This is a genomic window from Gallibacter sp. Marseille-QA0791 (genome assembly GCF_965119705.1).
Taxonomy (GTDB): Bacteria; Bacillota; Clostridia; order Peptostreptococcales; family Anaerovoracaceae; genus Lentihominibacter; species Lentihominibacter excrementipullorum.
This window is the reverse complement of the sequence record NZ_CBCPMH010000001.1, coordinates 188,585-209,650: the sequence shown is the minus strand read 5'-3', so window position 1 is coordinate 209,650 and position 21,066 is coordinate 188,585. Positions and strand designations below refer to the sequence as shown.

Sequence of the window (21,066 nt, the reverse complement as noted above, 5' to 3'; positions counted from 1 at the left end):
CCCGTATTCAGTCCTGATGATGCTTCTTCAGTTCTTCCAAGTCGTAAGGAGTATTCTGATAGACATAATAATTGAGCCAGTTGGAGAACAGCAGGCTGGCGTGGGCGCGCCATCTGAACATGATCTCCCCCTCCGGGTCATCGTCCTTGAAGTAGTTCTTCGGAACCTGTATATCCAGTCCCTTCTTCACGTCTCTGAAATATTCTCCCGCCAGGGTACCTTTGTCATACTCCTGATGTCCCAGGACGAATATCTGCCGTCCGTTTTCCGTAGATATGATGTGTGGTCCTACTTCAGGAGAATCAGCCAGTATCCGCAGCTTGTCGCAGGCTTCTATATCGGATCTGAGCACCTCCGTATGCCTGGAATGAGGAGCGTAGAACGTCTCGTCAAACCCCCTCACCAGCGGATTATGAGGTCTTACCACCTTGTGTTCAAAAACACCGAAGACCTTTTTTTCCAACAAATGTTTATCTATCCCGTAATGGTAATAGAGACTGGCCTGGGCTCCCCAACATATGAACATGTTGCTGTACACGTGAGTCTTGGCGAACTCAAATATCTCGCACAGCTCGTTCCAATAGTCTACTTCCTCGTAAGGCATCTGCTCTACCGGAGCGCCTGTAAGGATCATCCCGTCGAAGTATTCGTCCTTTATCTCGTCTATGGTCTTGTAAAAAGAATCCAGGTGTTCCTGAGATATGTGTGTGGACTCGTGGGAATCCATAGTGACCAGTGTCATTTCCACCTGCAGCGACGTATTGGAAAGGGCTCTGGCCAGCTGAGTCTCCGTCGCGATCTTCGTCGGCATCAGGTTGACGATAACTATCTTAAGAGGCCTTATATCCTGTGTGACAGCCCGGCCTCTGTTCATGGTGAATATATTCTCGCTCTGCAGGGCTTCCGCCGCCGGCAGCTCATTTGGTATTATCAAGGGCATAATTCTGTATCCTTCTTTCATGTTTATCTATTTCAATGCCTGAGCTATGTCAGCTATCAGATCCTCAGCATCTTCCAGTCCGCATGAGAATCGCACCAGATCAGGAGCAACTCCTGCAGCTGCCAGTTCCTGATCGTTCATCTGGCGATGAGTAGAGCTGGCCGGATGAAGACAACATGATCTGGCATCAGCCACATGAGTCTCGATAGCCGCTATCTTCAATCTGCACATAAATGCCTCGGCCGCTTTTCGCCCGCCTTTGACTCCGAAGCTGACGACACCGCACGAACCGTCAGGCAGATACTTCTGTGCCAACTGATAGTCTTCATCCCCCTCCAGGCCACAGTATTTGACCCAGGCTATCTTTTCGTGATCTCTAAGATATCTTGCTACCGCCAGACCATTCTCGGCGTGTCTTTTCATCCTGACATGGAGACTTTCCAATCCCAGGTTGAGATAAAACGCGTTCTGCGGCGACTGTATGGATCCAAAATCCCTCATCAACTGTGCCGTCGCCTTGGTAATAAACGCTCCACCCAGACCGAATTTCTCCGTATATGTGATGCCGTGATAACTCTCGTCAGGCTCGCACAATCCAGGAAACCTTTCAGGATACTTTGTCCAGTCGAACTTTCCCGAATCCACGATACATCCTCCTACCCCGGCTCCGTGACCATCCATATACTTAGTCGTGGAATGGGTCACGATGTCGGCGCCAAACTCAAAAGGCCTGCAGTGGACAGGTGTCGCAAATGTATTGTCGATGATGAGCGGGACTCCGTGTCTGTGAGCCACATCAGCGAACTTTTCGATATCAAGCACCACCAGAGCCGGATTGGCTACCGTCTCCCCGAACACCGCCTTGGTATTTGGCCTGAATGCCGCTTCCAACTCGTCTTCACTGGCATGAGGAGAAACAAATGTGAATTCTATCCCCATCCGCTTCATAGTCACAGCGAACAGATTATATGTACCGCCGTAGAGAGCCGACGAAGCCACTACATGATCGCCGCATGACGCTATATTGAATACGGCGTAAAAATTGGCCGCCTGTCCCGACGATGTCAGCATTGCCGCGCTTCCTCCCTCCAGAGAAGCTATCTTTGCCGCCACGTGGTCATTGGTCGGATTCTGGAGTCTCGTATAAAAATACCCTGCTTCCTCCAGGTCGAACAGCCTGCCCATGTATTCGCTCGTATCGTATTTAAAAGTCGTACTCTGTACTATCGGTACCTGTCTGGGTTCCCCGTTTCCCGGGCGATATCCATCCTGTACGCATTTTGTTCCTATTCCCATCTCACACATTTCCTTTCGAATATCGTTTCACCGCGCTGAAGGCAGCTTACTGCCGTCCCGCTGCGCAGCTCCATTAATAATACACTATTTGGCGACGGATTTCAAATATTCTGCTCTGCCTTCCGCATAGAGGTCTCCTCCCCTGCTGTCCAGCACCACCGTGACAGGAAACTCTTCCACAAACAGCTTTCTCACGGCTTCTGCTCCCAGATCGTCAAAGGCTATCACCTCCGCGCTCTTTATCTGCTTTGCCATCAGTGCCGCCGCGCCTCCTATGGCCGCAAAGTATACAGCTCCGTTCCTGACCACAGCATCGCGTACCTCATCCGATCGCTGTCCCTTCCCTATCATTGCCAGCTGCCCCAGGTCCAAAAGTTTCGGCGCATAAGCATCCATCCTGTAACTGGTAGTTGGACCTGCTGAGCCTATGGCCATTCCCGGTTTCGCAGGTGTCGGCCCCACATAATACACGATGGAATTTTCTATTTCAAACGGGGGATTTTCTCCCCTCATCAGCATCTCCGTTATCCTTTTATGCGCCGCGTCTCTTGCCGTGTATACCGTTCCCGTTATCAGCACTCTGTCCCCGGCTCTGTAATCCTTCAGCTTATCCTTTGTAAAAGGCTCTGTCAGTCTGTATTCCATAGACTCTCCTCTCTGCTACAGTACCGCTTCCATGTGGCGGCTGACATGGCAGTTTATGTTGACGGCCACAGGCAGTCCTGCTATATGTGTCGGAGCCGATATTATCTTAACCGAAAGTGCCGTTGTCCTGCCTCCGAATCCCTGAGGACCTATTCCCAGCCCATTTATCCGCTTCAGCAGCTCCTGCTCCATCCGTCCATAATATTCGTCGCTGTTTTCCCTGCCGACTGGTATCAACAGCGCTTTCTTCGCCATCAGCGCCGCCTTGTCGAAGGTTCCGCCTATGCCAACTCCAACGACTATGGGCGGACATGGATTAGCGCCTGCCATCTCGCATGTCTCCACGACAAAATCCTTCACGCCTTCCTCTCCTGCCGACGGAGGCAGCATCTTTATCCTGCTCATATTCTCCGACCCGAATCCCTTCGGGGCAACGATGATCTTTATCCTGTCTCCGTCGACGATCTCCGTGTTGATATATGCAGGGGTATTGTCCCCGGTGTTCACTCGCCTCAACGGATCGGCCACTATGGATTTCCTCAGGAATCCGTCACCGTATCCCCGGCGCACACCTTCATCGACAGCCTCCCTCAGCGAACCTCCCGTAAGATGGACGTCCTGCCCTATCTCAAGGAACACACACGCCATCCCCGTATCCTGACACAGCGGAAAAACGCCCTCCTCCGCTATGGCTATGTTCTTCTCTATACTTGTCAGCACATCTTTGGCCACAGGCCACGTTTCCTCTTCAAGTTTCTTCGACAGGCACGTCTTGAGATCTCCATCCAAATAGTGATTGGCCTCGATACAAAGCTGGGCTATCTTGTCCCTTATCAGACTGACATCCACGTTTCTCATCGTTTTTCTCCATAGACCTCATCGATCTCGTCTCTGGTCTCCTGCAGTATGGATTCCACGTCCATCCCTATCACGTCCAGCATCTCCGCCTTATGGCAGGTCACATCAGTAACGTTATAGAAAGTGCCGAACAACGCTTTTATATAATCAAATCCCATATTGTAATCGCCTATAGGTCCTCCGGCAGTAGTGACATATATCACCTTCTTTATATTAGTCAAACCTTGAGGGATCCCTTCCTCCGTATAATGGAAAGTCAAGCCCTGTACCATTATTGCCTCCACGTATGCTTTGACCATCGCGGGAAAAGACATATCCCAATAAGGAGCCGCTATCACCACTGTATCGGCAGTCCCGAATTGTCTCGCGTATCTGAACATATCGTCTGAGAACTCCTTCTTCTCTATCAGATCATTCCTCCTGTTGAGGCTTTCCAGATCCAGAGTTCTGATATCCTCATCCCCCAGCTTCAGTTCTGTTACCTGCCCCTCCATCTTTTCAAGCAAATATCTGGCCAGTCCCGCCGTCCGCGATTCAGGTCTCACACAAGCATTCACAAACAATATCTTTTCCATTTTCTTCACCTCGTTATGTATATACGTCCGTCAAAAGATATTTCCCTCACGCCATCCTCATCCAGATAACACAGCTCCTCATGGGTCTCGGCGCCTTCCGCTATCTGATCCACATCCAGCCTGAGGTACTTCACCGTTCCGCTGGCGAGAACATCTCCGGCCATGTCCATGATACAGGCTTCGGTAATGAAATACCTCCTTGTATCTCTGACGATTCTGCCCCTGCCCGCCAGCCTGCAACCGTAAGGTACAGGCTTCCTGTACTTGGTGTCTATGGAAAACGTCACGCCAAATGATTCTTCCGACAGCTCCTTCGCCCACAGCGCCCGAAGCCCCATCTCATCGAGCATGGCAGTGATAAGGCCTCCATGTACGCGTCCGGGATAGCTCTGATGCTGGCATCTGTATGAGAACAGTGTAGCTACACTCCCATCCTCCATATTGTAAAAGGGAGCCCTGACACCATACTCATTGTCGAGCCCGCACATTATGCACATCCTGCTGTTTCTCTGTTTACTTATCACTCTCATAACTGTTCTCCCGTTGCCTTACTATTATACACTATATTGAGTCATAGTCATGAAATTTTTGACATAAACTTGTACAAATATATTTTAGGAGACTGCAACATGAAGTTCATAAACAGAAACAACAGAAAGCTCAAAAAACACCTGAAGAAGCTGTCGGGTTCCATAAGGCATGTACTTGCCGTTCCTTTTCTGGTACCTGTCCTGCTGACTATAATATCCGCATGCATTCTTCTCATCATCACTCCATATTTCCTGACGAAGCTTCCACACCACGAGGATATGCCAAAAAAGACTCTGATACCTCAGGCCGACTTCCAGCTGGCAGAGGTGCCGGAGACTATAGATGTCTACAGGACGGATTCTGGCAAAACAGAACAAATAGATTTCGAAGATTACATAAAAGGGGTTGTTTCCGGAGAAATGCCATCCGAATTTCACCTGGAAGCACTCAAAGCACAGGCGGTAGCGGCGCGCACCTATTCGCTGGCACGAGTCCTCAGGGCCCAGGAGAGCGGAAATCCTCAGGCTCATCCGGGAGCACCCTTATGCGACTCTACTCACTGTCAGGTCTATCGAAGCGAGACAGAGCTGGCTCAGCTGAAAGGAGACCAATGGATGAATGACGGATGGAAAAAGATATGTCGGGCTGTAAACGACACTGAAGGACAGCTGCTCTACTACAGAGGCCAGTTGGTGGAACAGGCTCTGTTCCATTCCTCCAGCGGAGGCAAAACAGAAAACTCTGAAGACGTATTCGCATCAGCCGTTCCATATCTCGTCAGTGTAGACAGCCCTTACGAAAAGGATGCTACCCACCAGAACGAATCCCACTCCTTCACCACAGACCAGCTGGCTTCCGCCCTCATGTCCGCTTATCCAGACGTGAGCTTCGGCGCCATCGCCCCATCCTCAATAAAGATACTCGACCGCAGCTCCGGCGACAGGGTAAAAGAGATACAAATAGGTAATGCGACTCTGACAGGAAGACAGATACGTGAAGCACTGGATCTGCCCTCCGCCAATTTCACCGTGAACATCTCCGGCGATACCGTAACATTCACATCCAACGGCTCCGGCCACGGTGTCGGCATGAGCCAGTACGGAGCCGACGGGATGGCGGAAAAAGGATACGACTATAAAGAGATACTGTCCCACTACTACAGCGGAACCGAGGTCTACTGAAGGCTTGCCCCGGCCGCCTCCCGGCAAATTTGAAATATGCCTAAAGCACTGCTGTCATAACGCATCTTTGGCATATTACCCGCCTCCCATCACTCATTACACCAGTCGATATAATAAATCCCCGCAACATTCACAGGTCTTTTGGCATTCCAACGCCTTCTTTCCATAAAAATATGCCAATTTACAACCATGATAGAACACTTATGAGCATATCATCCTCGGTGCAAAAAAAAATCGTCCATTTATGCCTATAACGCCTTCTGAATATCTGCTTTTTGGCATATCAGACTGTACGATCCGTAGAAAAGGAGTGACCTGCCTCGCTCAAAGGTTACAGGCCCGGCGTTCATATGCTGCAACGAAAAAGCAAGCCGGCCCGTCGGTTTTCCCGACGAGGCCGGCTCCATCCGTATATCACACATCACTCTCCATGGCAGCCGCAGCCGCACCCTGTATCCTTATCCTTACCCGACGCGTTGGCTGAGCAGCAACCCGAGTCCGGGCATCCGATACACTTCACACCTCTTTTCTTGGCTCTCACTATGTGAGTGACAGCCGCTGCCAGTATAGCTACTATTATAGCTCCGACAATGATATTGACCATCATGCGGATACGCCTCCTTTTCCATGAAGCGAATATTCTCTCTCAAAGTTCCTGTTTGCTCTTCGCCCTATCGCGATCACTGCGGCTACCATTACCAGGACAGCTATCAGGCCAGGTATGAAGCCCGTTCCCAGGTGACCCGCGGTAACCAGAGTACCAACCTGATATACCAGGAACGCTACCGTATATCCTGTGCAGAACTGGAATCCTATAGCTCCCCACAGCCACCTGGCGCTCTTCATCTCCGAGTTCATAGCTCCCAGAGCTGCGAAGCAAGGCGGTGTGAACAGGTTGAACATCAGGTAAGCCAGCGCCGATACGGTGGTAAGTCCCATGGCCAGCGCCACCTCGTTGGCTCCTCCCGTCAGTGCCAGTTCATCTGTATCGATGAAGTTGGTGATAGAGTAAACTACCGCCAGCGTACCTACTACGTTCTCCTTGGCTATGAATCCTGTGATAGCCGCCGCAGCCAGCTGCCATGTCCCGAATCCGAGAGGTATCAGCAGCACAGCGAAAGGCGACGATATGGACGCCAGTATCGATGTGTCAGCTGCATTCTCGGCAACAGGCTGGAATTGCCAGTTGAAAGTCTGCATCAGCTGTACCACGCAGTTGCACACCAGAATGATGGTGGCAGCCTTCTTTATGTATGCCTTCGCTCTTTCCATCATCGAGTAGGCAGCTCTCTTTATGCTTGGAGCCTTATATGTAGGAAGCTCCATGATGAAGAAGGATTTTCTGTACTTGTATCCCGTTATCCACTTTATTACCAGCGCTCCCAGGAATATCAGCACGATACCCGAGAAATACATGCTGACGCTCACCCATGTGGAGCCGCTGAAGAATGCTCCCGCGAAGAGAGCTATTACCGGTATCTTCGCTCCGCAAGGAATGAAAGTGGTCAGCATCGTGCTGGCTCTTCTCTCCCTTTCGTCGCGTATCGTACGGCACGCCATGATTCCCGGTATGCCGCAGCCGGTCCCTATTATGATAGGTATTATAGCTTTGCCGGAAAGACCAACTCTCTTGAATATAGGATCCATCACGACGCTGACACGAGCCATGTATCCGCAGTCTTCCAGTATAGCTATCAGGAAATACATCACCATTACCAATGGCAGGAATCCTACTACGGCGCCAACACCGCCTACTATACCGTCCGCCAGTATGGCCTGGAGTATAGGAGCTGCGTTTTCAAGCTGTGCTGCTACCCAGCCCTGGAACATCTCTATCCAGCCTACCAGCCAGTCGGCGATCAACGGCCCCAGCCATGACTGGGATATCCAGAACACCGCTATCATCACCGCGGCGAATATGATAATGCCCGATACCTTGTTAGTGAGGATAGCATCTATCGTATCCTGACTGTTCCTTTCCTTAGTCAGTACCTGACGTGTCTCAACCTCCCTGACGATCTTGTTCACGAAATCGAATCGCTTTCTGTCCTCAGCTTCTACCGCATTTTTATCGTGCAGATTGATGTCCGCCTGCAGATATGGTGCCTTCTGGCCGTTCCCGGCAAGCTCCACAGCTGCATTTACCACTTCCTTGAGTCCTGTCTTGCTGGACGACGTGGACACCGTCTTGATGATAGGGCAATTGAGCTTCTTTGACAGCATCTCCGTATCTATCCTGGTGTTCATCTTCTCGTTTATATCGCTCTTATTGAGCGCTACAACGACTGGGACGCCCAGCTCCAGGAGCTGAGTGGTGAAGAACAGGCTTCGACTCAGATTCGTGGCATCTACAATGTTGACTATGACGTCCGGGTTCTCATCCCGTACATACCCGCTGGTTATACTCTCCTCCGGTGTAAACGGAGACATGGAGTAAGCTCCCGGCAGGTCCACCGCGATCAGGTCTTCCGTGAAATCGTAAAACTCCTTCTTGATCGGGCTTTCCTTTTTGCCTATGGTAACCCCGGCCCAGTTACCGACCCTTTCATTCTCACCCGTCAGCGCATTGTACATGGTAGTCTTTCCGCTGTTGGGATTGCCGGCAAAAGCAATTCTCATAAAAAGTCCTCCTATTTCCTCTCTGTATATTAGTAAATCATTGAGAAGTCGATATGGTTAATCTACGCTAACCCTCGCCCAAAAAAATAGTGATGGATATCACTATTTTCTTATCTGAACAGCGGCCGCTATCCCCTTGTCGATATTGTACCGCCCATCCTTTATCGATACCGTGCAGCCTCCTTTGCGACACGCGATGACCGTTATCGGCTCACCGCTGTAGCATCCCAGCGAAAAGAGAAATGCCTTGAGATCCTCGTCATCCGTCTGGATATCTTCCACGATATATGTTTCTCCGATGTTAGCATCGTTTACGTTCATGCCGTTCTCCTTCAGTTACTTTGATAGGGCAAGGTCAGCCATCAGTTAGTTAACACTTGCTAACCTTGTTAGGTATAACTTACCACCTGGTCGCCCATTTGTCAATATGTTTTTACGGAGAACTTTACAATTTTAGTAGTTTTTCGCCTCCAGCTGAAAATATCCTTTCTGATGGAAGCATACCGGGCATATTTCCGGCGCTTCCCTGCCCGTCAGCTTATGTCCGCAATTGCCGCATATCCAGGTGACTTCCTCATTCCTTTGGAACACCTTTCCGTCTATCACGTTACCTCTCAGCTTCAGGTATCGATCTTCATGGCTCTTTTCTATGGCCGCCACACCTTCCATCTGTCTGGCTATTTCCGAAAAGCCTTCCTCTCTGGCGACCTTTGCCATGTCAGCATACATCTCGCTCCATTCATAATGCTCTCCTTCCGCTGCCGAAAGAAGGTTTTCCTCCGTCGTTCCTATCCCTCCGAGGTGCTTGAACCACAGCTCAGCATGTTCCTTTTCGTTGGCTGCCGTGTCCTCAAATATGCTGGCAATCTGCATATACCCTTCTTCCCTGGCCTTGGACGCAAAAAAAGTATATTTGTTCCTTGCCTGTGACTCCCCTGCAAAAGCTATCAACAGGTTCTCATAAGTCTTGCTTCCCTTAAGATCCGTCATTCCGTTTTCCTCCTTGATGCGATCGATAGTCATATCCATTAATGGTCATATTTATTATTGCCACATACCAGGAATATATTCTCCGAAAAAAACTCCTGTGCGAAGCACGGAAGTTTCACTTACAAAAAAGCATATCGCGTCGTTATCCCTCCGCGATATGCCTGCCGCACACATTTATTTCGTTTTCCGGATCTCTCGTCCTGTCACTCCTCCACCCGCATTATGTTGGCTCCCAATGCCCGGAGCTTTTCAACGAATTTCTCATATCCTCTGTCCACATGATATATCTGAGAGACTTCCGTAGTCCCTTCCGCCACCAGACCGGTAAGCACCACCGCAGCTCCGGCTCTGAGATCCGTAGCCACCACCTGCGCTCCTTTCAGACTCTTTCCTCCCGGTATGATGGAACAGTTTCCATTCACCTTGATATTAGCGCCCATACGATTGAACTCGCCCACATGCATGAATCTGTTCTCGAATACGGTCTCTATCACGACGCTGGGTCCCTTTGCCACCGTGAGCAGCGCCATGAACGGCGACTGCATATCGGTAGGGAATCCCGGATACGGAAGGGTCTTGATATCAGTCGATGTTATCTCCGCCTCGTCGCCCCTGACTCTTATGCCGTCTTCTCCCATTTCCACGCTGGCTCCGCATTCTTTCAATTTAGCGATGACAGCTTTCAGATGATCAGGAACTACATTCTTTATCAATACGTTTCCTCTCGTCATCGCAGCTCCCACCATGAATGTCCCCGCTTCTATCCTGTCAGGTATCACGTTGTGGGACACACCTTTCAGCGATGTCACTCCATCCACCTTGATAGTGTCAGTCCCTGCGCCTTTTATCCTGGCTCCCATTTTGTTGAGAAAATTGGCCAGATCCACTATTTCAGGCTCCTGGGCCGCATTTTCCAGGATCGTCGTTCCGTCAGCCAGCGCTGCGGCCATTATGATCACTTCTGTCGCGCCTACACTGGGAAAATCCAGGTATATGGTCGTTCCTCTGAGGCTGTCGGCTCTGGCATCAATGATACCACGCTTCAGCTGTTCTTCGTCCACATTGACGCCCAGCGCCTTCAATCCTTTCAGATGAAGCTCCACAGGACGCTTTCCTATGGCGCATCCGCCCGGAAGGTGTATCACAGCCCTGCCGGTTCTCAACAACAGCGCGCCCAGCACGAGGATAGACGCTCTCATCATCTTCACCAGGTCAAAAGGAGCTTCGAACGCTATATCGCCTTCTGCTTTGATCTCAACTACATTTTCATCCAGCCTTTTGTCCACAGACGCACCAAGGCTCTCGAGAAGCTGACACATGACGTCCACATCTCTGAGAGCCGGAACATCCTTTATCTCACATTTTTCCTCCGTTAAAAGTGTCGCCGCCATGATAGGAAGCACGGCGTTCTTGGCACCGCTTATGGTCACTTCACCAGTCAGCGGCTCACTCTTTTGGACCAGAAATTTTGCCACTTTATTCCTCCGTACACTTTAATTCTCAGTCAGTATATTATACTGTTTTTCTACCACAGTTTCAAGGAATACATAGGATAAGGAAGAGGCTTGCATGTTTCACACATAAGGGGAGCAAAACGTATTGACAAGACCTCTTCCTTACTTATTATTGTTGCCAAAGATATGATTTTAACGCAAAAAAAGGACAATGAAATCAGCCCTTTTTCCGCATCGCTTTTAAGATACTATAGACTCTGCAGCTCCTTTATACATTTGCTGCATACATTCTTTCCCTTGATCTGCTTGATCCCGTCAGAGCTTCCACAGAATACGCAAGCCGGCTGGTACTTCTTGAGCATTATCGATTCACCGTCCACATATATTTCCAGTGGATCTTTTATGTCTATATTCAATGTTCTTCTCAGCTCTATCGGTAACACGATCCTGCCCAGTTCGTCAACTTTTCTTACTATACCTGTTGCTTTCATGACTAACTCCTTTCAATCCCCTAAGTCCATCATTATCTTACCCATTCACATCGAATCGTCTCTATTTTTCCTTGTCAGCAGCGTTCTTGACTGCCAGTATAGCCCTGGCTATGGCTGTTATTATAGATATCGCATTCTGCTTTCCGCTTATCGTTTCACTTATATCCGAAACCGTTTCCGACACATTGGTTATAATGTTGTCGACATCTTTGCTTCTCTTGGCCGCCAGGTCTGTCATGACTTCTACGTCTTTGAGGATCTCATTCGTATGCTCCAACGTCACCATCAGACTCTTCAAGCAGCGGATCAGATATATCACCAGCAGTACGACGGCAATACATATAATAATCAGCAACAGCATTTTCAAATCAATGGTTATGCTCATAGGTAAGTCCTCCCATACATACTTATTATATTATCACATAAAATCGAAACAGCTTCAACATATTTTTCACTTAAATGAATATTTTTACACTAGAGGTGTTAATTTATGATGAATCGCATATGGGGCTTCATGCTCATCATCGGTATCGTTTTTTCAGTGGTAAACGGCAGGATCTCTCAGTTCACCGATGGCCTGATGAACAGCTGCGGAGAGGCCGTCCAGTTTATGCTTTCTCTGGCAGGTATCATGGCCGTCTGGAGTGGCCTGATGAAGATCGCCGAAGCGTCGGGGCTCATAGAGAAGATATCCGAAACTATGAAACCGCTGATGAAGTTCCTCTTTCCCGGAGAGAAGAATGACAAGACCCTGGCGGTGATGATAATGAGTTTCATGGCCAACATATTCGGCGCCGGAAACAGTGCTACCGTATTTTCTCTCAGAGCCATGGAGCTGCTGGACAGAGAAAATCCAAGACCTCAGTATGCCAGCGATACTATGTGCATGTTCATGGCTCTCAATATGTCGATGATACAGCTGGTCCCGGTCGCTGTGATAAAAATACGCAGCGATCTGGGCTCGGCATCTCCCGAGGATATCATTGTCCCTTCCATCATCGCCGGCCTGATTTCCATGATAGTTTCCGTGCTGGTGTGCAGATTTTTCGAAAGGAGAGGCGATGATCTCTAGCGTACTGAGCATTTTTTCCACAATGTTCCTCCCCGTTCTGATAACGGTCATCCTGGTATACGGTTTGAGGAAAAAGACCGATATCTACGATGTTTTTATCGAAGGCGCCAAAGACGGGCTTGGAACATGCGTCGAGATTCTCCCATTTATCATCGGTATATTCATAGCCATAGAGGCTCTCACATCATCTGGAGCCATGGATTTCATAGAAAAAGCCGTCGCTCCCATATTCGACTTTTTCTCTATACCTGAAGAACTGATCTCCCTCATATTCCTCAGGCCTGTATCAGGCAGCGGTTCTCTGGTGGTGGCAGAGCAGATAATGGATGCTTCCGGCCCCGACTCACTGGTGGGCCGCGCGGCTTCAGTAATGGTCGGCAGCTGCGAGACCATATTCTATGTCCTTGCTCTCTACTTCGGTGTCACCTCCGTAAAAAAAATGAGGCATTCCTTCATCGCCGGCCTGGTAGGGTACATTGTCGGCATCTTCGCCTCCGTATACATATGTATGATCATGTAACATAAGAGGTCATCACCAGAAGTCCTCACCGCAAACAGGTTTCCGGTCCTCCTGTCTCCGAAGTCTTTCTTTCGTATATATCCATTATCTCATCACTGTACTGCCCATTTGATCCGTATACCGGCAGCTCCCTCATCATCCTCAGTTCTCTGCCGCCTCCGGCCACACAATGTATCAACACGATGTTTGGTATCTCTCCTGCTCTCGGTATCACGTATCGGATGGTCTTCGGTTCAAGACCATATTCCCTGCAGCTGCAGAATATGTCGACCAATCTGGAAGGACGATGGACCATGAAAAGATCCCCGCTGCCATCGAGGATGTCCGCTGCTGTCTTTATAAAATCTCCCACTTCCGCAGTCGTCTCATGCCTGGCGATGAAGCGGCCTTTATTTTCAGGCGGTATCCCGCCGCCTCTGGCAAAATAAGGAGGGTTGCATGTTACCACATCTACATCCTCCTTCTCATACACCATTCTATTCAGCGACGATACGTCGCCGTTGACAAAGCTTATACGTGATTGCAGGCAATTGAGAGCACAGCTTTTCTCCGCCAGTCTCACAGCAGCCTCCTGCACTTCCACACCTATGAATCGGGCGTCCTTGTTTTTATGGCTGAGGATAAAAGGTATGATACCGTTTCCGGTCCCCAGATCCACCGCCATTTTAAAATCGGGACGTATCCTGCAGGTGAAATCGGCCAATATGACAGCATCGATCCCATAACAGAACCCATCGGTATCCTGTATCAGCCTTATGTTCCCAAAACCCGTTTCTTCTATTCGTTCCATGGGCAGCCTCAGTCCTTCATCAGCTCCTTTATCTCCTTCAGTACGTCTTCTCCGAGATCTTCCAGATCGTCATCCTTCCTCTTGCTTCCCTTTTTACCCATCCGTCTCACATCATTCTTGCCGTAGATGTAAAGCTCCGTACTGAGCTTCTCCTCGACACCTTTTTCCTTAGATCCCTCTTCCAGGATCAGCCTGGTCTTGACTATATTCTCAAGTATATTGATATCGGTCACGATGGCCATGCCGTCGGGAGTCTTCACCCGCTCTCCCACCGTAGGCATCCCCTTTTTCAACTGAGTATACACTTCATTTTCGAACTTGAGACAACACATCAGCCTTCCGCATATTCCCGATATCTTAGTAGGATTGAGGGACAAATTCTGGACCTTTGCCATTTTTATGGAAACCGGTTCAAAATCGGAAAGCCATGTACTGCAGCACAGTCCTCTGCCGCAATTCCCTACGCCGCCCAACATCTTGGCTTCATCCCGCACTCCTATCTGCCTCAGTTCTATCCTCATCCTGAATACGGCAGCCAGATCTTTCACCAGTTCTCTGAAGTCTACCCGGCCGTCGGCGGTAAAGTAAAATATCACCTTGCTGTTATCAAAGGTATATTCCACATCTATCAGCTTCATCTCCAGCTTATGTGCGTCTATCTTTTCCTGACACAGCCTGAGAGCCTCTCCCTTTTTCGCCAGATTATCCTCGTGTCTTTTTCTGTCCTTTTCGTCAGCCACCCTGATGATGTTTTTCAGCGGGGCGACCAGATCCTTTTCCCTGACCTCAGTCTCACCCATCACCACTTTACCGAACTCCAGTCCCCTGGCTGTCTCAACGATAACATTATCGCCTTCCTCCACGTGCAGATCACCGGGGCTGAAATAATACAGCTTGCCCACATCCTTGAATTTTATCCCTACTACCTTTGTCATTATCTATCCTCCGATTTTCACGAGCAGATCCTTCATTGCGTAAGGCCGTGATATCCCGCTCTTGATCTTTCTCCTTGCTTCCTCGATCGCATATATATTTCCCGTCAACTCGTCTTTACTGTATCGCGATATGCCTTTTCCGCTCTCCAGCAACATGTTTCTGAACACTATCTCCATGCTGTCCAGAAATCCTGCCGTCTCTTCGCTGCCTGCCGTCACATCGTCGATTTCCTTTTTCAGCTGATAAAAAGGCTTCCGCTCCAGAACCATGGCGGCTACTTTTTCAGCCTTTTCCATCATAAAATCATATCCTTCACTACCGAAACAATTTATCCTGTATTTGACACATCTGGAACGGATAGTCTGAGTGAGATTCTCCATGTTCTCCGACAGCAGCATGATGACAGAGGCTCCTGGCGGTTCCTCCAGCGTCTTCAAAAGCCGGTTCTGTGCCCGTAACGTCATCGTATCGCTGTTTTCGATGATAACGATGTGTCTGTCTCCAAAAGGCTTGCTCTTCAAAGCCTCCTGCATCCTGATGATATCCGCGTCTTTTATAGATCCTCCCGAAGCCGATATATACATGATATCCTCGTGATTACCGTGATCCACCTTATTGCATATCCCGCAAGAGCCGCAGCCATCACCGCGAGCGATAGGGCACAGGATACCCTTGGCGAAGCTTTCGGCAAAAGCTTTCTTATCTACATATCCCGAACCTTCAAAGATATACGCGTGGGAAACGGTTCCTGTTTTCACCATGCGCTCCAGCCGTTCCGTCAGGTTTTCATTGTCACTCTGATATTTGAAACGCATATCTATCGTTTGCCCTCCATCAACCGCTGGACATGATCTGTGATGGTGCTGCCGATAACATCTATCTCGCCACTGGCATCTATCCCAATAATCCTGTCGGGAAAATCACGCTGGATCATTTCATATCCCTCATATACACGGCTGTAAAAATCCTTGTCTTCCATCTCTATCCTGTCTCGCCGTCTTCCCTTTATCCTGTCGCTGCCTACATTGAGATTGACCTTCATGAGGAAGGTCATGTCCGGCATATATCCTGAAACAGCATATCTGTTTATGTCCTCCACACATTTTCCCAGCTCCCTGCCGTATCCCTGGTAAGCGATACTGGAGTCAACGAATCTGTCACATATGACGACCTTTCCGCTTTCCACAGCCGGCGCGATCACCTGACGCACATGCTGGGCCCGAGACGCGGCATACAGCAACGCTTCCGTCATATGATCCATTCCGCTGTTGGATGGATCCAATATGATATCTCGTATCTTCTCACCTATCTCCGTACCTCCCGGTTCCCTTGTCAGTACGACCTCATACCCCCGACTTTCCAGTAAATCCTTGAGCAGCTCTATCTGAGTGGATTTTCCTGAGCCGTCAACGCCTTCAAAAGATATAAAATAGCCTCGTTTCATTTTTGATCTCTTCCGACCTTCCTCCTGTTTTTTCTTTCCTTTCTGCGTTTTCGCTTGCTGGGCTGCATAGCGGGCTTCTCCGCAGTTCCGTGCTCTTTCCTTCGCCTCTCCGTCCTGTTTCCCGAGCCTCCTGCCTTTTCTTCATCGTCCCGCGTTTTTTTCTGTCGATAAAGAGCCTGTCCTCTTTCCGGACGTCGTTCATCCTCTCTTTCGGAAGCCCTTTCCCAACGCGGATACTGCCTCCCGTCTGTTCGCTCCCTTCTATCACGATCAGCACCGTAAGTCCTGTCCGGCCGCATCCCCGCCTCTTTTTCCGCCTGCCGCTCAGCCTCTGCGTTTTTACAGGATTCCTTGAAATCATTGCTCAGGTTGCTTAGTAAATATATCATCAGCACCGCCAGAGGAACGACGATAGCCAATACGAATATAAAATTTATGACTTCCATATATTACTGTCCTCTTGTCTATAACTCGTGTATACTCCTTCGTCCGCCTCCAACCAATGCATCCATTATACCATAAAATCACCTGCGTCTCACTTAAAATTTGATACAGCAAAAGCGCGGCTCTTCTCTCCGGAAGCTCCGCGCTCTCACTCTGTCTCTTCATCATATCAAATCGAATTCTATTATAGTTTTGAATAAATCGCCATCTATATATATATCGAATCTTCCGCCTTGCAGCTCTACAAGATTCTTAGCTATCGAAAGTCCCAGGCCGCTTCCTTCCGTGTGTCTGGAGCTGTCCCCCCGGACGAATCGCTCTGTGAGCTCCTCACCAGTGATATTCAGCTCATATCTGGAAGTGTTTCTATACGTTATCAGAGCCTTTCCATCTTTTTCCTCGAGAGTCTGGTACACCCTCGTTCCCGGCTGAGAGTATTTGCATATGTTGTTCATCAGATTGTCCAACACCCGCCACATGCTCCTGCCATCGGCCATGATACTTATATTTTCTTCCGGCAAATTCATTATCATTTCCAGATCCTGACTTTCTGCCTTTTCCTTATACTCGCCCATAGCCTGGGTCATCATCACTGCCGCGTCGCACGGCATGAGATTGAGAGTGACGTTCCCCGTAGCCGCCTTAGACGCTTCCACCAGATCTTCCGTCAGCTTTTTGAGCCTCTGCGACTGACGATCCAGCACTTCTATATATTCCCTCGCCTTTTCGTTTTCTATATCTTCCTTTTTGAGGAAATCCACGTAATTTATTATGGATGTGATAGGCGTTTTTATGTCGTGAGAAACATTGGTGATAAGTTCTGTTTTGAATCTCTCGCTCCTCAGTCTTTCATCCACCGCCTTCGCCATCCCGTTGCCTATATCGTTCAGATTCTCTGCGTGCTTTTTCAAATCGAGAAACATCCCTTTGGTATCTATCTTATATCCCATATCGCCTTCTGCCAATCGTTCTCCCCCTTCCTGCAGCCTTTTCATGCAAAGAGCCACGTACAAGACTGACGCCGCTGTGATCACGGCTCCTATCACCCATGGGATGATGACTGCCCCGGAACCATAGCTGTTTATAGCTATGATCACAATGATCAGATTTATCAGCACGGCCGCTAAGATCGCAAGTCCCGTCTTCCAGACAAGATTTACGTTTCCGAATATCTTAAAGAGTATCTTTATCCCCTTTTTCACCAGGGCGCATACCCTGAATATCACCGTGTTTCTCCACCATCCGCCTGCCTTCACCTGGATCGCGAAAACAAGTATCGTTCCGGTGATTATCAGAGCGAACACCAATGCTACCAGACATACTACCAGAAGCAGCTCTACATAATTCATTATCGACAGTCCTGAATCGATGGAAACCGACGTGCATACGAACAGCAATACGGCTGCTGCCGCTGCCATCAGATCCATCGGGATCCTGGCGGCAAATGACTTCCTGTCCCGTCTTCTCCCTACTGCGCATATCAGTATGACCAGAAGCACGAAGGAAGCGAATACAGTCACAGCTGTCGTGACTGCCGCCACATTTCTATATTGGTATAAAAAGTCATATAGATTATATACATAACCCACTTCATTAGGAGCACCTCCACCTTCTATATCTCCCAGGAACACATCTATCCTGTAAGTGTCGCTGTGCTCCACAGTCATCACAAAGACGTCTTCCTGATCTCTAAGCTGCGGATTTATTTCTCTTATAGCTTCCCATTCCGCGTCATCCGATATTTCGCCAGCCAGCGTGTTGGTATATATGCCATATCCGAACTGAGTCGCTCTTTCCTCTCCGTATATCACTGTCGACTGGTCTTCAAATCCATTCTCCTCATTGTAATATACATAGTTGGCTAATATCATCCCGATGTGTTCGGCCGTTTCAGAATATATCTCCTGTTCTACCTCGTCTTCATCCGTGGAATACCAGTTATAATTGAGATTACAGGCGACCACTGTCCCAGCCGCAGCCATCGTCATGATGCTCACCAGCATCAGCATATACAGTACGAATTTCGCGGCGAAGCTCTCTCCGATCTTGTTCATCTTCTTCACCTCATTCTATCTTGTATCCCTGTCCCCATACCACTTTTATATGCCTAGGCTGATCCGGATTTATCTCCAGCTTCTCCCGGATATGGCGTATATGTACAGCAACTGTCCCCTCGGCTCCAAATGAATCCTCTTCCCACACGAGCCTGTATATTTCTTTAGGAGAAAAGACCTTGCCCATATTCTCCATGAGAAGCTTGAGGATGCCATACTCCTTTGGCGTGAGCCGCACGGCGTTTCCCATGAACGTTACTTCTTTGGAATCGTCATCCAACTCGATATCTCCTATCTTGAGCGCGCTCTTTCTCGTCGGAGCAGCTCCCAGCTCCATATATCGCCTGAGCTGTGATTTTACTCTGGCCAGCAGCTCCACCGGGTTGAAAGGTTTTGTCACATAATCGTCCGCCCCTATGTTGAGGCCCAATATCTTATCAGTGTCTTCACCCTTTGCCGTCAGGAAAATGACCGGGATATTGGACATGCTTCGCATCGTAGTCAACACTTCTATCCCATCTACCTCTGGCATCATTATATCCAGAAGTACGAGATGGATCTCATTCTTCTCTATGATTTCCAGAGCCTCCCTGCCATTATAAGCCTCATAAAGATTATAATCATTTCCGGAAAGATAAATCTTCAGAGCGGCAACTATGTCTTTTTCGTCATCACATATCAATATGTTATACATTATCTCAACCTCCAATGATATTATGCCATGAAATCCATTGAGAAAAAACACGTAAAACCATTAAGAATTCCTTAATTACTCCATCAACTGGCCACAAGAGCGACATAAGCCGCCTCGCGGACAAAAAATACGTCTTTATTCTCCCTGAAATCACACGGCAATATATCTCCGCTACTGGACTAAAACAGTATTGATTTTTTCACTGTGACGATGTACAATTGCTATGACCGCAAGGATGTGTCATAAGTGTTTATCATTCAGTGAACAATAAGATCACAAGAGAAAGGAAAAAGATATTATGGACATAAAAAAAGTATTTGTAGTGGGAGCCGGTTTCATGGGTTCCGGTATCGTCGAAAACGTCGCAGTAAAAGGACTTGCTGTCACAGCTTACGACATCTCACAGAACCAGCTGGACAAAAGCATAGCCGGCATAAGAAAAAACCTGGAAAAATCTGTTTCCAAAGGAAAACTCAGTGAAGATGAAAAGGAAGCAGCTATAGGACGTATCAGCTGCACTACCGATATATCCCAGTGCGCTGAAGCAGACGCCATCATCGAAGCTGTAGCTGAAAACAAAGATATAAAGGTCAGCATAATGAAAGATCTTGAAAAATATGCCAAGGACGATGCCATCATAGCCAGCAACACTTCCTCCATATCCATTACGGCCTTGGGGAATATCTTCAAAAATCCGGCGCGCTTCGTCGGGATGCATTTCTTCAGCCCTGTTCCAAAGATGCCGTTGATGGAAATCGTAAGAGGATATCAAACAGGCGACGATGCCCTGGCCAAAGCCAAGGAGCTGGGAGAGTTCATGGGAAAATCCTGCATCCTTGCCCACGACGAACCGGGTTTCATCGTCAACCGAATGCTTATCCCTATGCTCAACGAGGCCTGCATACTGGTTGAGAGAAAAATAGGTACCATAGAAGAAATCGACCGCGGTGTGAAGCTGGGGCTCCATCACCCTATGGGTCCGCTGGAGCTGATGGACATGATAGGGATCGACGTAGAGCTGGCCGTAATGGAAGTCCTCCACGAGGAGATCGGCGATCCCAAGTACAGACCTGCGGTCTCCCTGAGGCGCATGGTGGATTCCGGTTTTCTCGGCAAGAAAACGGGCGTTGGTTTCTACATCTATCATGAGGATGGAACCAAAACGCCAAACACATGCCTCCTCCGATAAGATATGCCTTTAAGCTATGCCTTTATGACCAAATCAAAAACATGCCTGAAGCTGCGGTTTTACCGATATCTCAGGCATGTTTTCTTTATCTTATCAAAATCTCATCAAAAAAGAAAAGAGCTGCTACGCCTTCTCAGCATAACAGCTCCTGAACTAAAATAAGCGGCAACGTCCTACTTTCCCAGGCGGTCTCCCACCAAGTATCATCAGCGCTAAGGAGCTTAACTTCTGTGTTCGGTATGGGAACAGGTGTATCCTCCTTGCTATTGTCACCGCATATTCTCCGTTCAAACCGTATCTACAGCCTGAACCTCTCTTTTTAAGTGTGCTCCGCACACTCAAA

Annotated in this window: 24 protein-coding genes and 1 rRNA gene; 4 read left to right on the top strand and 21 right to left on the bottom strand. The window is 48.7% G+C overall.

Annotated elements, in window-relative coordinates:
• Positions 1–7: 7 nt before the first annotated feature.
• From metA to ACQY69_RS01035, 6 genes are all read right to left on the bottom strand, one after another.
• Positions 8–940: a homoserine O-acetyltransferase MetA gene (gene metA, locus ACQY69_RS01060; protein ID WP_428257887.1), complete on the bottom strand. Its 933-nt coding sequence runs from the start codon at positions 938–940 to the stop codon at positions 8–10.
• Positions 941–967: 27 nt separating this feature from the next.
• Positions 968–2,245 (bottom strand): O-acetylhomoserine aminocarboxypropyltransferase/cysteine synthase family protein, encoded by a 1,278-nt coding sequence (locus tag ACQY69_RS01055; protein ID WP_428257885.1) that lies wholly within the window; start codon positions 2,243–2,245, stop codon positions 968–970.
• A gap of 75 nt (positions 2,246–2,320) precedes the next feature.
• Complete coding sequence (locus tag ACQY69_RS01050; protein WP_428257883.1) at positions 2,321–2,881, bottom strand: Fe-S-containing hydro-lyase; 561 nt, start codon at positions 2,879–2,881, stop codon at positions 2,321–2,323.
• Between the two features lie 15 nt (positions 2,882–2,896).
• A complete protein-coding gene (locus ACQY69_RS01045) occupies positions 2,897–3,739 on the bottom strand; it encodes a fumarate hydratase (RefSeq protein WP_428257882.1) in 843 nt (280 codons plus the stop codon).
• The gene (locus ACQY69_RS01040; protein ID WP_428257880.1) at positions 3,736–4,314 is read right to left on the bottom strand and encodes an NAD(P)H-dependent oxidoreductase; all 579 of its coding nucleotides are present in this window, start codon (positions 4,312–4,314) and stop codon (positions 3,736–3,738) included. The genes ACQY69_RS01045 and ACQY69_RS01040 overlap by 4 nt, the downstream gene beginning before the upstream one ends.
• A 5-nt stretch (positions 4,315–4,319) precedes the next feature.
• Positions 4,320–4,844 (bottom strand): PaaI family thioesterase, encoded by a 525-nt coding sequence (locus tag ACQY69_RS01035; protein WP_428257878.1) that lies wholly within the window; start codon positions 4,842–4,844, stop codon positions 4,320–4,322.
• 99 nt (positions 4,845–4,943) lie between these two features.
• Here ACQY69_RS01035 and spoIID point away from each other — a divergent pair, with 99 nt between their 5' ends.
• The gene (gene spoIID / locus ACQY69_RS01030) at positions 4,944–6,026 is read left to right on the top strand and encodes a stage II sporulation protein D (protein ID WP_428257876.1); all 1,083 of its coding nucleotides are present in this window, start codon (positions 4,944–4,946) and stop codon (positions 6,024–6,026) included.
• 421 nt (positions 6,027–6,447) lie between these two features.
• On the opposite strand, the gene ACQY69_RS01025 is transcribed toward spoIID, so the two are convergent.
• The 7 genes from ACQY69_RS01025 to ACQY69_RS00995 form a co-directional block, all read right to left on the bottom strand.
• Positions 6,448–6,633, bottom strand: coding sequence for a FeoB-associated Cys-rich membrane protein (locus ACQY69_RS01025; protein ID WP_428257874.1), 186 nt, complete (start codon positions 6,631–6,633; stop codon positions 6,448–6,450).
• A complete protein-coding gene (feoB, locus tag ACQY69_RS01020; protein WP_428257872.1) occupies positions 6,630–8,645 on the bottom strand; it encodes a ferrous iron transport protein B in 2,016 nt (671 codons plus the stop codon). The genes ACQY69_RS01025 and feoB overlap by 4 nt, the downstream gene beginning before the upstream one ends.
• Positions 8,646–8,747: 102 nt before the next feature.
• Complete coding sequence (locus ACQY69_RS01015; protein WP_428257870.1) at positions 8,748–8,966, bottom strand: FeoA family protein; 219 nt, start codon at positions 8,964–8,966, stop codon at positions 8,748–8,750.
• A 132-nt stretch (positions 8,967–9,098) separates the two neighbouring features.
• Positions 9,099–9,635 carry a rubrerythrin gene (rbr, locus tag ACQY69_RS01010; RefSeq protein WP_428257869.1) on the bottom strand — a complete coding sequence of 179 codons (537 nt, stop codon included), beginning with the start codon at positions 9,633–9,635 and terminating at the stop codon, positions 9,099–9,101.
• A gap of 203 nt (positions 9,636–9,838) precedes the next feature.
• Positions 9,839–11,110 carry a UDP-N-acetylglucosamine 1-carboxyvinyltransferase gene (gene murA, locus ACQY69_RS01005; protein ID WP_428257867.1) on the bottom strand — a complete coding sequence of 424 codons (1,272 nt, stop codon included), beginning with the start codon at positions 11,108–11,110 and terminating at the stop codon, positions 9,839–9,841.
• 227 nt (positions 11,111–11,337) lie between these two features.
• A complete protein-coding gene (locus tag ACQY69_RS01000) occupies positions 11,338–11,580 on the bottom strand; it encodes an AbrB/MazE/SpoVT family DNA-binding domain-containing protein (RefSeq protein WP_428257865.1) in 243 nt (80 codons plus the stop codon).
• A 61-nt stretch (positions 11,581–11,641) separates the two neighbouring features.
• Complete coding sequence (locus ACQY69_RS00995) at positions 11,642–11,965, bottom strand: DUF948 domain-containing protein (RefSeq protein ID WP_428257863.1); 324 nt, start codon at positions 11,963–11,965, stop codon at positions 11,642–11,644.
• Between the two features lie 105 nt (positions 11,966–12,070).
• On the opposite strand from ACQY69_RS00995, the gene ACQY69_RS00990 reads away from it, so the two are divergent.
• Positions 12,071–12,652 carry a nucleoside recognition domain-containing protein gene (locus ACQY69_RS00990; RefSeq protein WP_428257862.1) on the top strand — a complete coding sequence of 194 codons (582 nt, stop codon included), beginning with the start codon at positions 12,071–12,073 and terminating at the stop codon, positions 12,650–12,652.
• A complete protein-coding gene (locus ACQY69_RS00985) occupies positions 12,642–13,172 on the top strand; it encodes a spore maturation protein (protein WP_428257860.1) in 531 nt (176 codons plus the stop codon). The genes ACQY69_RS00990 and ACQY69_RS00985 overlap by 11 nt, the downstream gene beginning before the upstream one ends.
• A gap of 25 nt (positions 13,173–13,197) precedes the next feature.
• On the opposite strand, the gene ACQY69_RS00980 is transcribed toward ACQY69_RS00985, so the two are convergent.
• From ACQY69_RS00980 to ACQY69_RS00950, 7 genes are all read right to left on the bottom strand, one after another.
• Positions 13,198–13,962, bottom strand: coding sequence for a tRNA1(Val) (adenine(37)-N6)-methyltransferase (locus tag ACQY69_RS00980; RefSeq protein ID WP_428257858.1), 765 nt, complete (start codon positions 13,960–13,962; stop codon positions 13,198–13,200).
• A gap of 8 nt (positions 13,963–13,970) precedes the next feature.
• Positions 13,971–14,897, bottom strand: coding sequence for a PSP1 domain-containing protein (locus ACQY69_RS00975; RefSeq protein WP_428257856.1), 927 nt, complete (start codon positions 14,895–14,897; stop codon positions 13,971–13,973).
• Between the two features lie 3 nt (positions 14,898–14,900).
• Complete coding sequence (locus ACQY69_RS00970) at positions 14,901–15,713, bottom strand: hypothetical protein (RefSeq protein ID WP_428257855.1); 813 nt, start codon at positions 15,711–15,713, stop codon at positions 14,901–14,903.
• A gap of 2 nt (positions 15,714–15,715) precedes the next feature.
• Entirely contained in the window at positions 15,716–16,342 is a 627-nt protein-coding gene (gene tmk, locus ACQY69_RS00965; protein ID WP_428257853.1) for a dTMP kinase, read from the bottom strand.
• Positions 16,339–16,788 (bottom strand): hypothetical protein, encoded by a 450-nt coding sequence (locus ACQY69_RS00960; RefSeq protein WP_428257851.1) that lies wholly within the window; start codon positions 16,786–16,788, stop codon positions 16,339–16,341. Before ACQY69_RS00960 ends, tmk begins: the two co-directional genes overlap by 4 nt.
• Positions 16,789–16,950: 162 nt before the next feature.
• Entirely contained in the window at positions 16,951–18,840 is a 1,890-nt protein-coding gene (locus ACQY69_RS00955) for a sensor histidine kinase (RefSeq protein WP_428257850.1), read from the bottom strand.
• Positions 18,841–18,850: 10 nt separating this feature from the next.
• Complete coding sequence (locus ACQY69_RS00950; protein ID WP_428257848.1) at positions 18,851–19,534, bottom strand: response regulator transcription factor; 684 nt, start codon at positions 19,532–19,534, stop codon at positions 18,851–18,853.
• A gap of 298 nt (positions 19,535–19,832) precedes the next feature.
• Here ACQY69_RS00950 and ACQY69_RS00945 point away from each other — a divergent pair, with 298 nt between their 5' ends.
• Entirely contained in the window at positions 19,833–20,723 is an 891-nt protein-coding gene (locus tag ACQY69_RS00945) for a 3-hydroxyacyl-CoA dehydrogenase family protein (protein WP_428257846.1), read from the top strand.
• A gap of 160 nt (positions 20,724–20,883) precedes the next feature.
• On the opposite strand, the gene rrf is transcribed toward ACQY69_RS00945, so the two are convergent.
• Positions 20,884–21,000 (bottom strand): 5S ribosomal RNA (gene rrf, locus ACQY69_RS00940).
• Between the last annotated feature and the right edge of the window lie 66 nt (positions 21,001–21,066).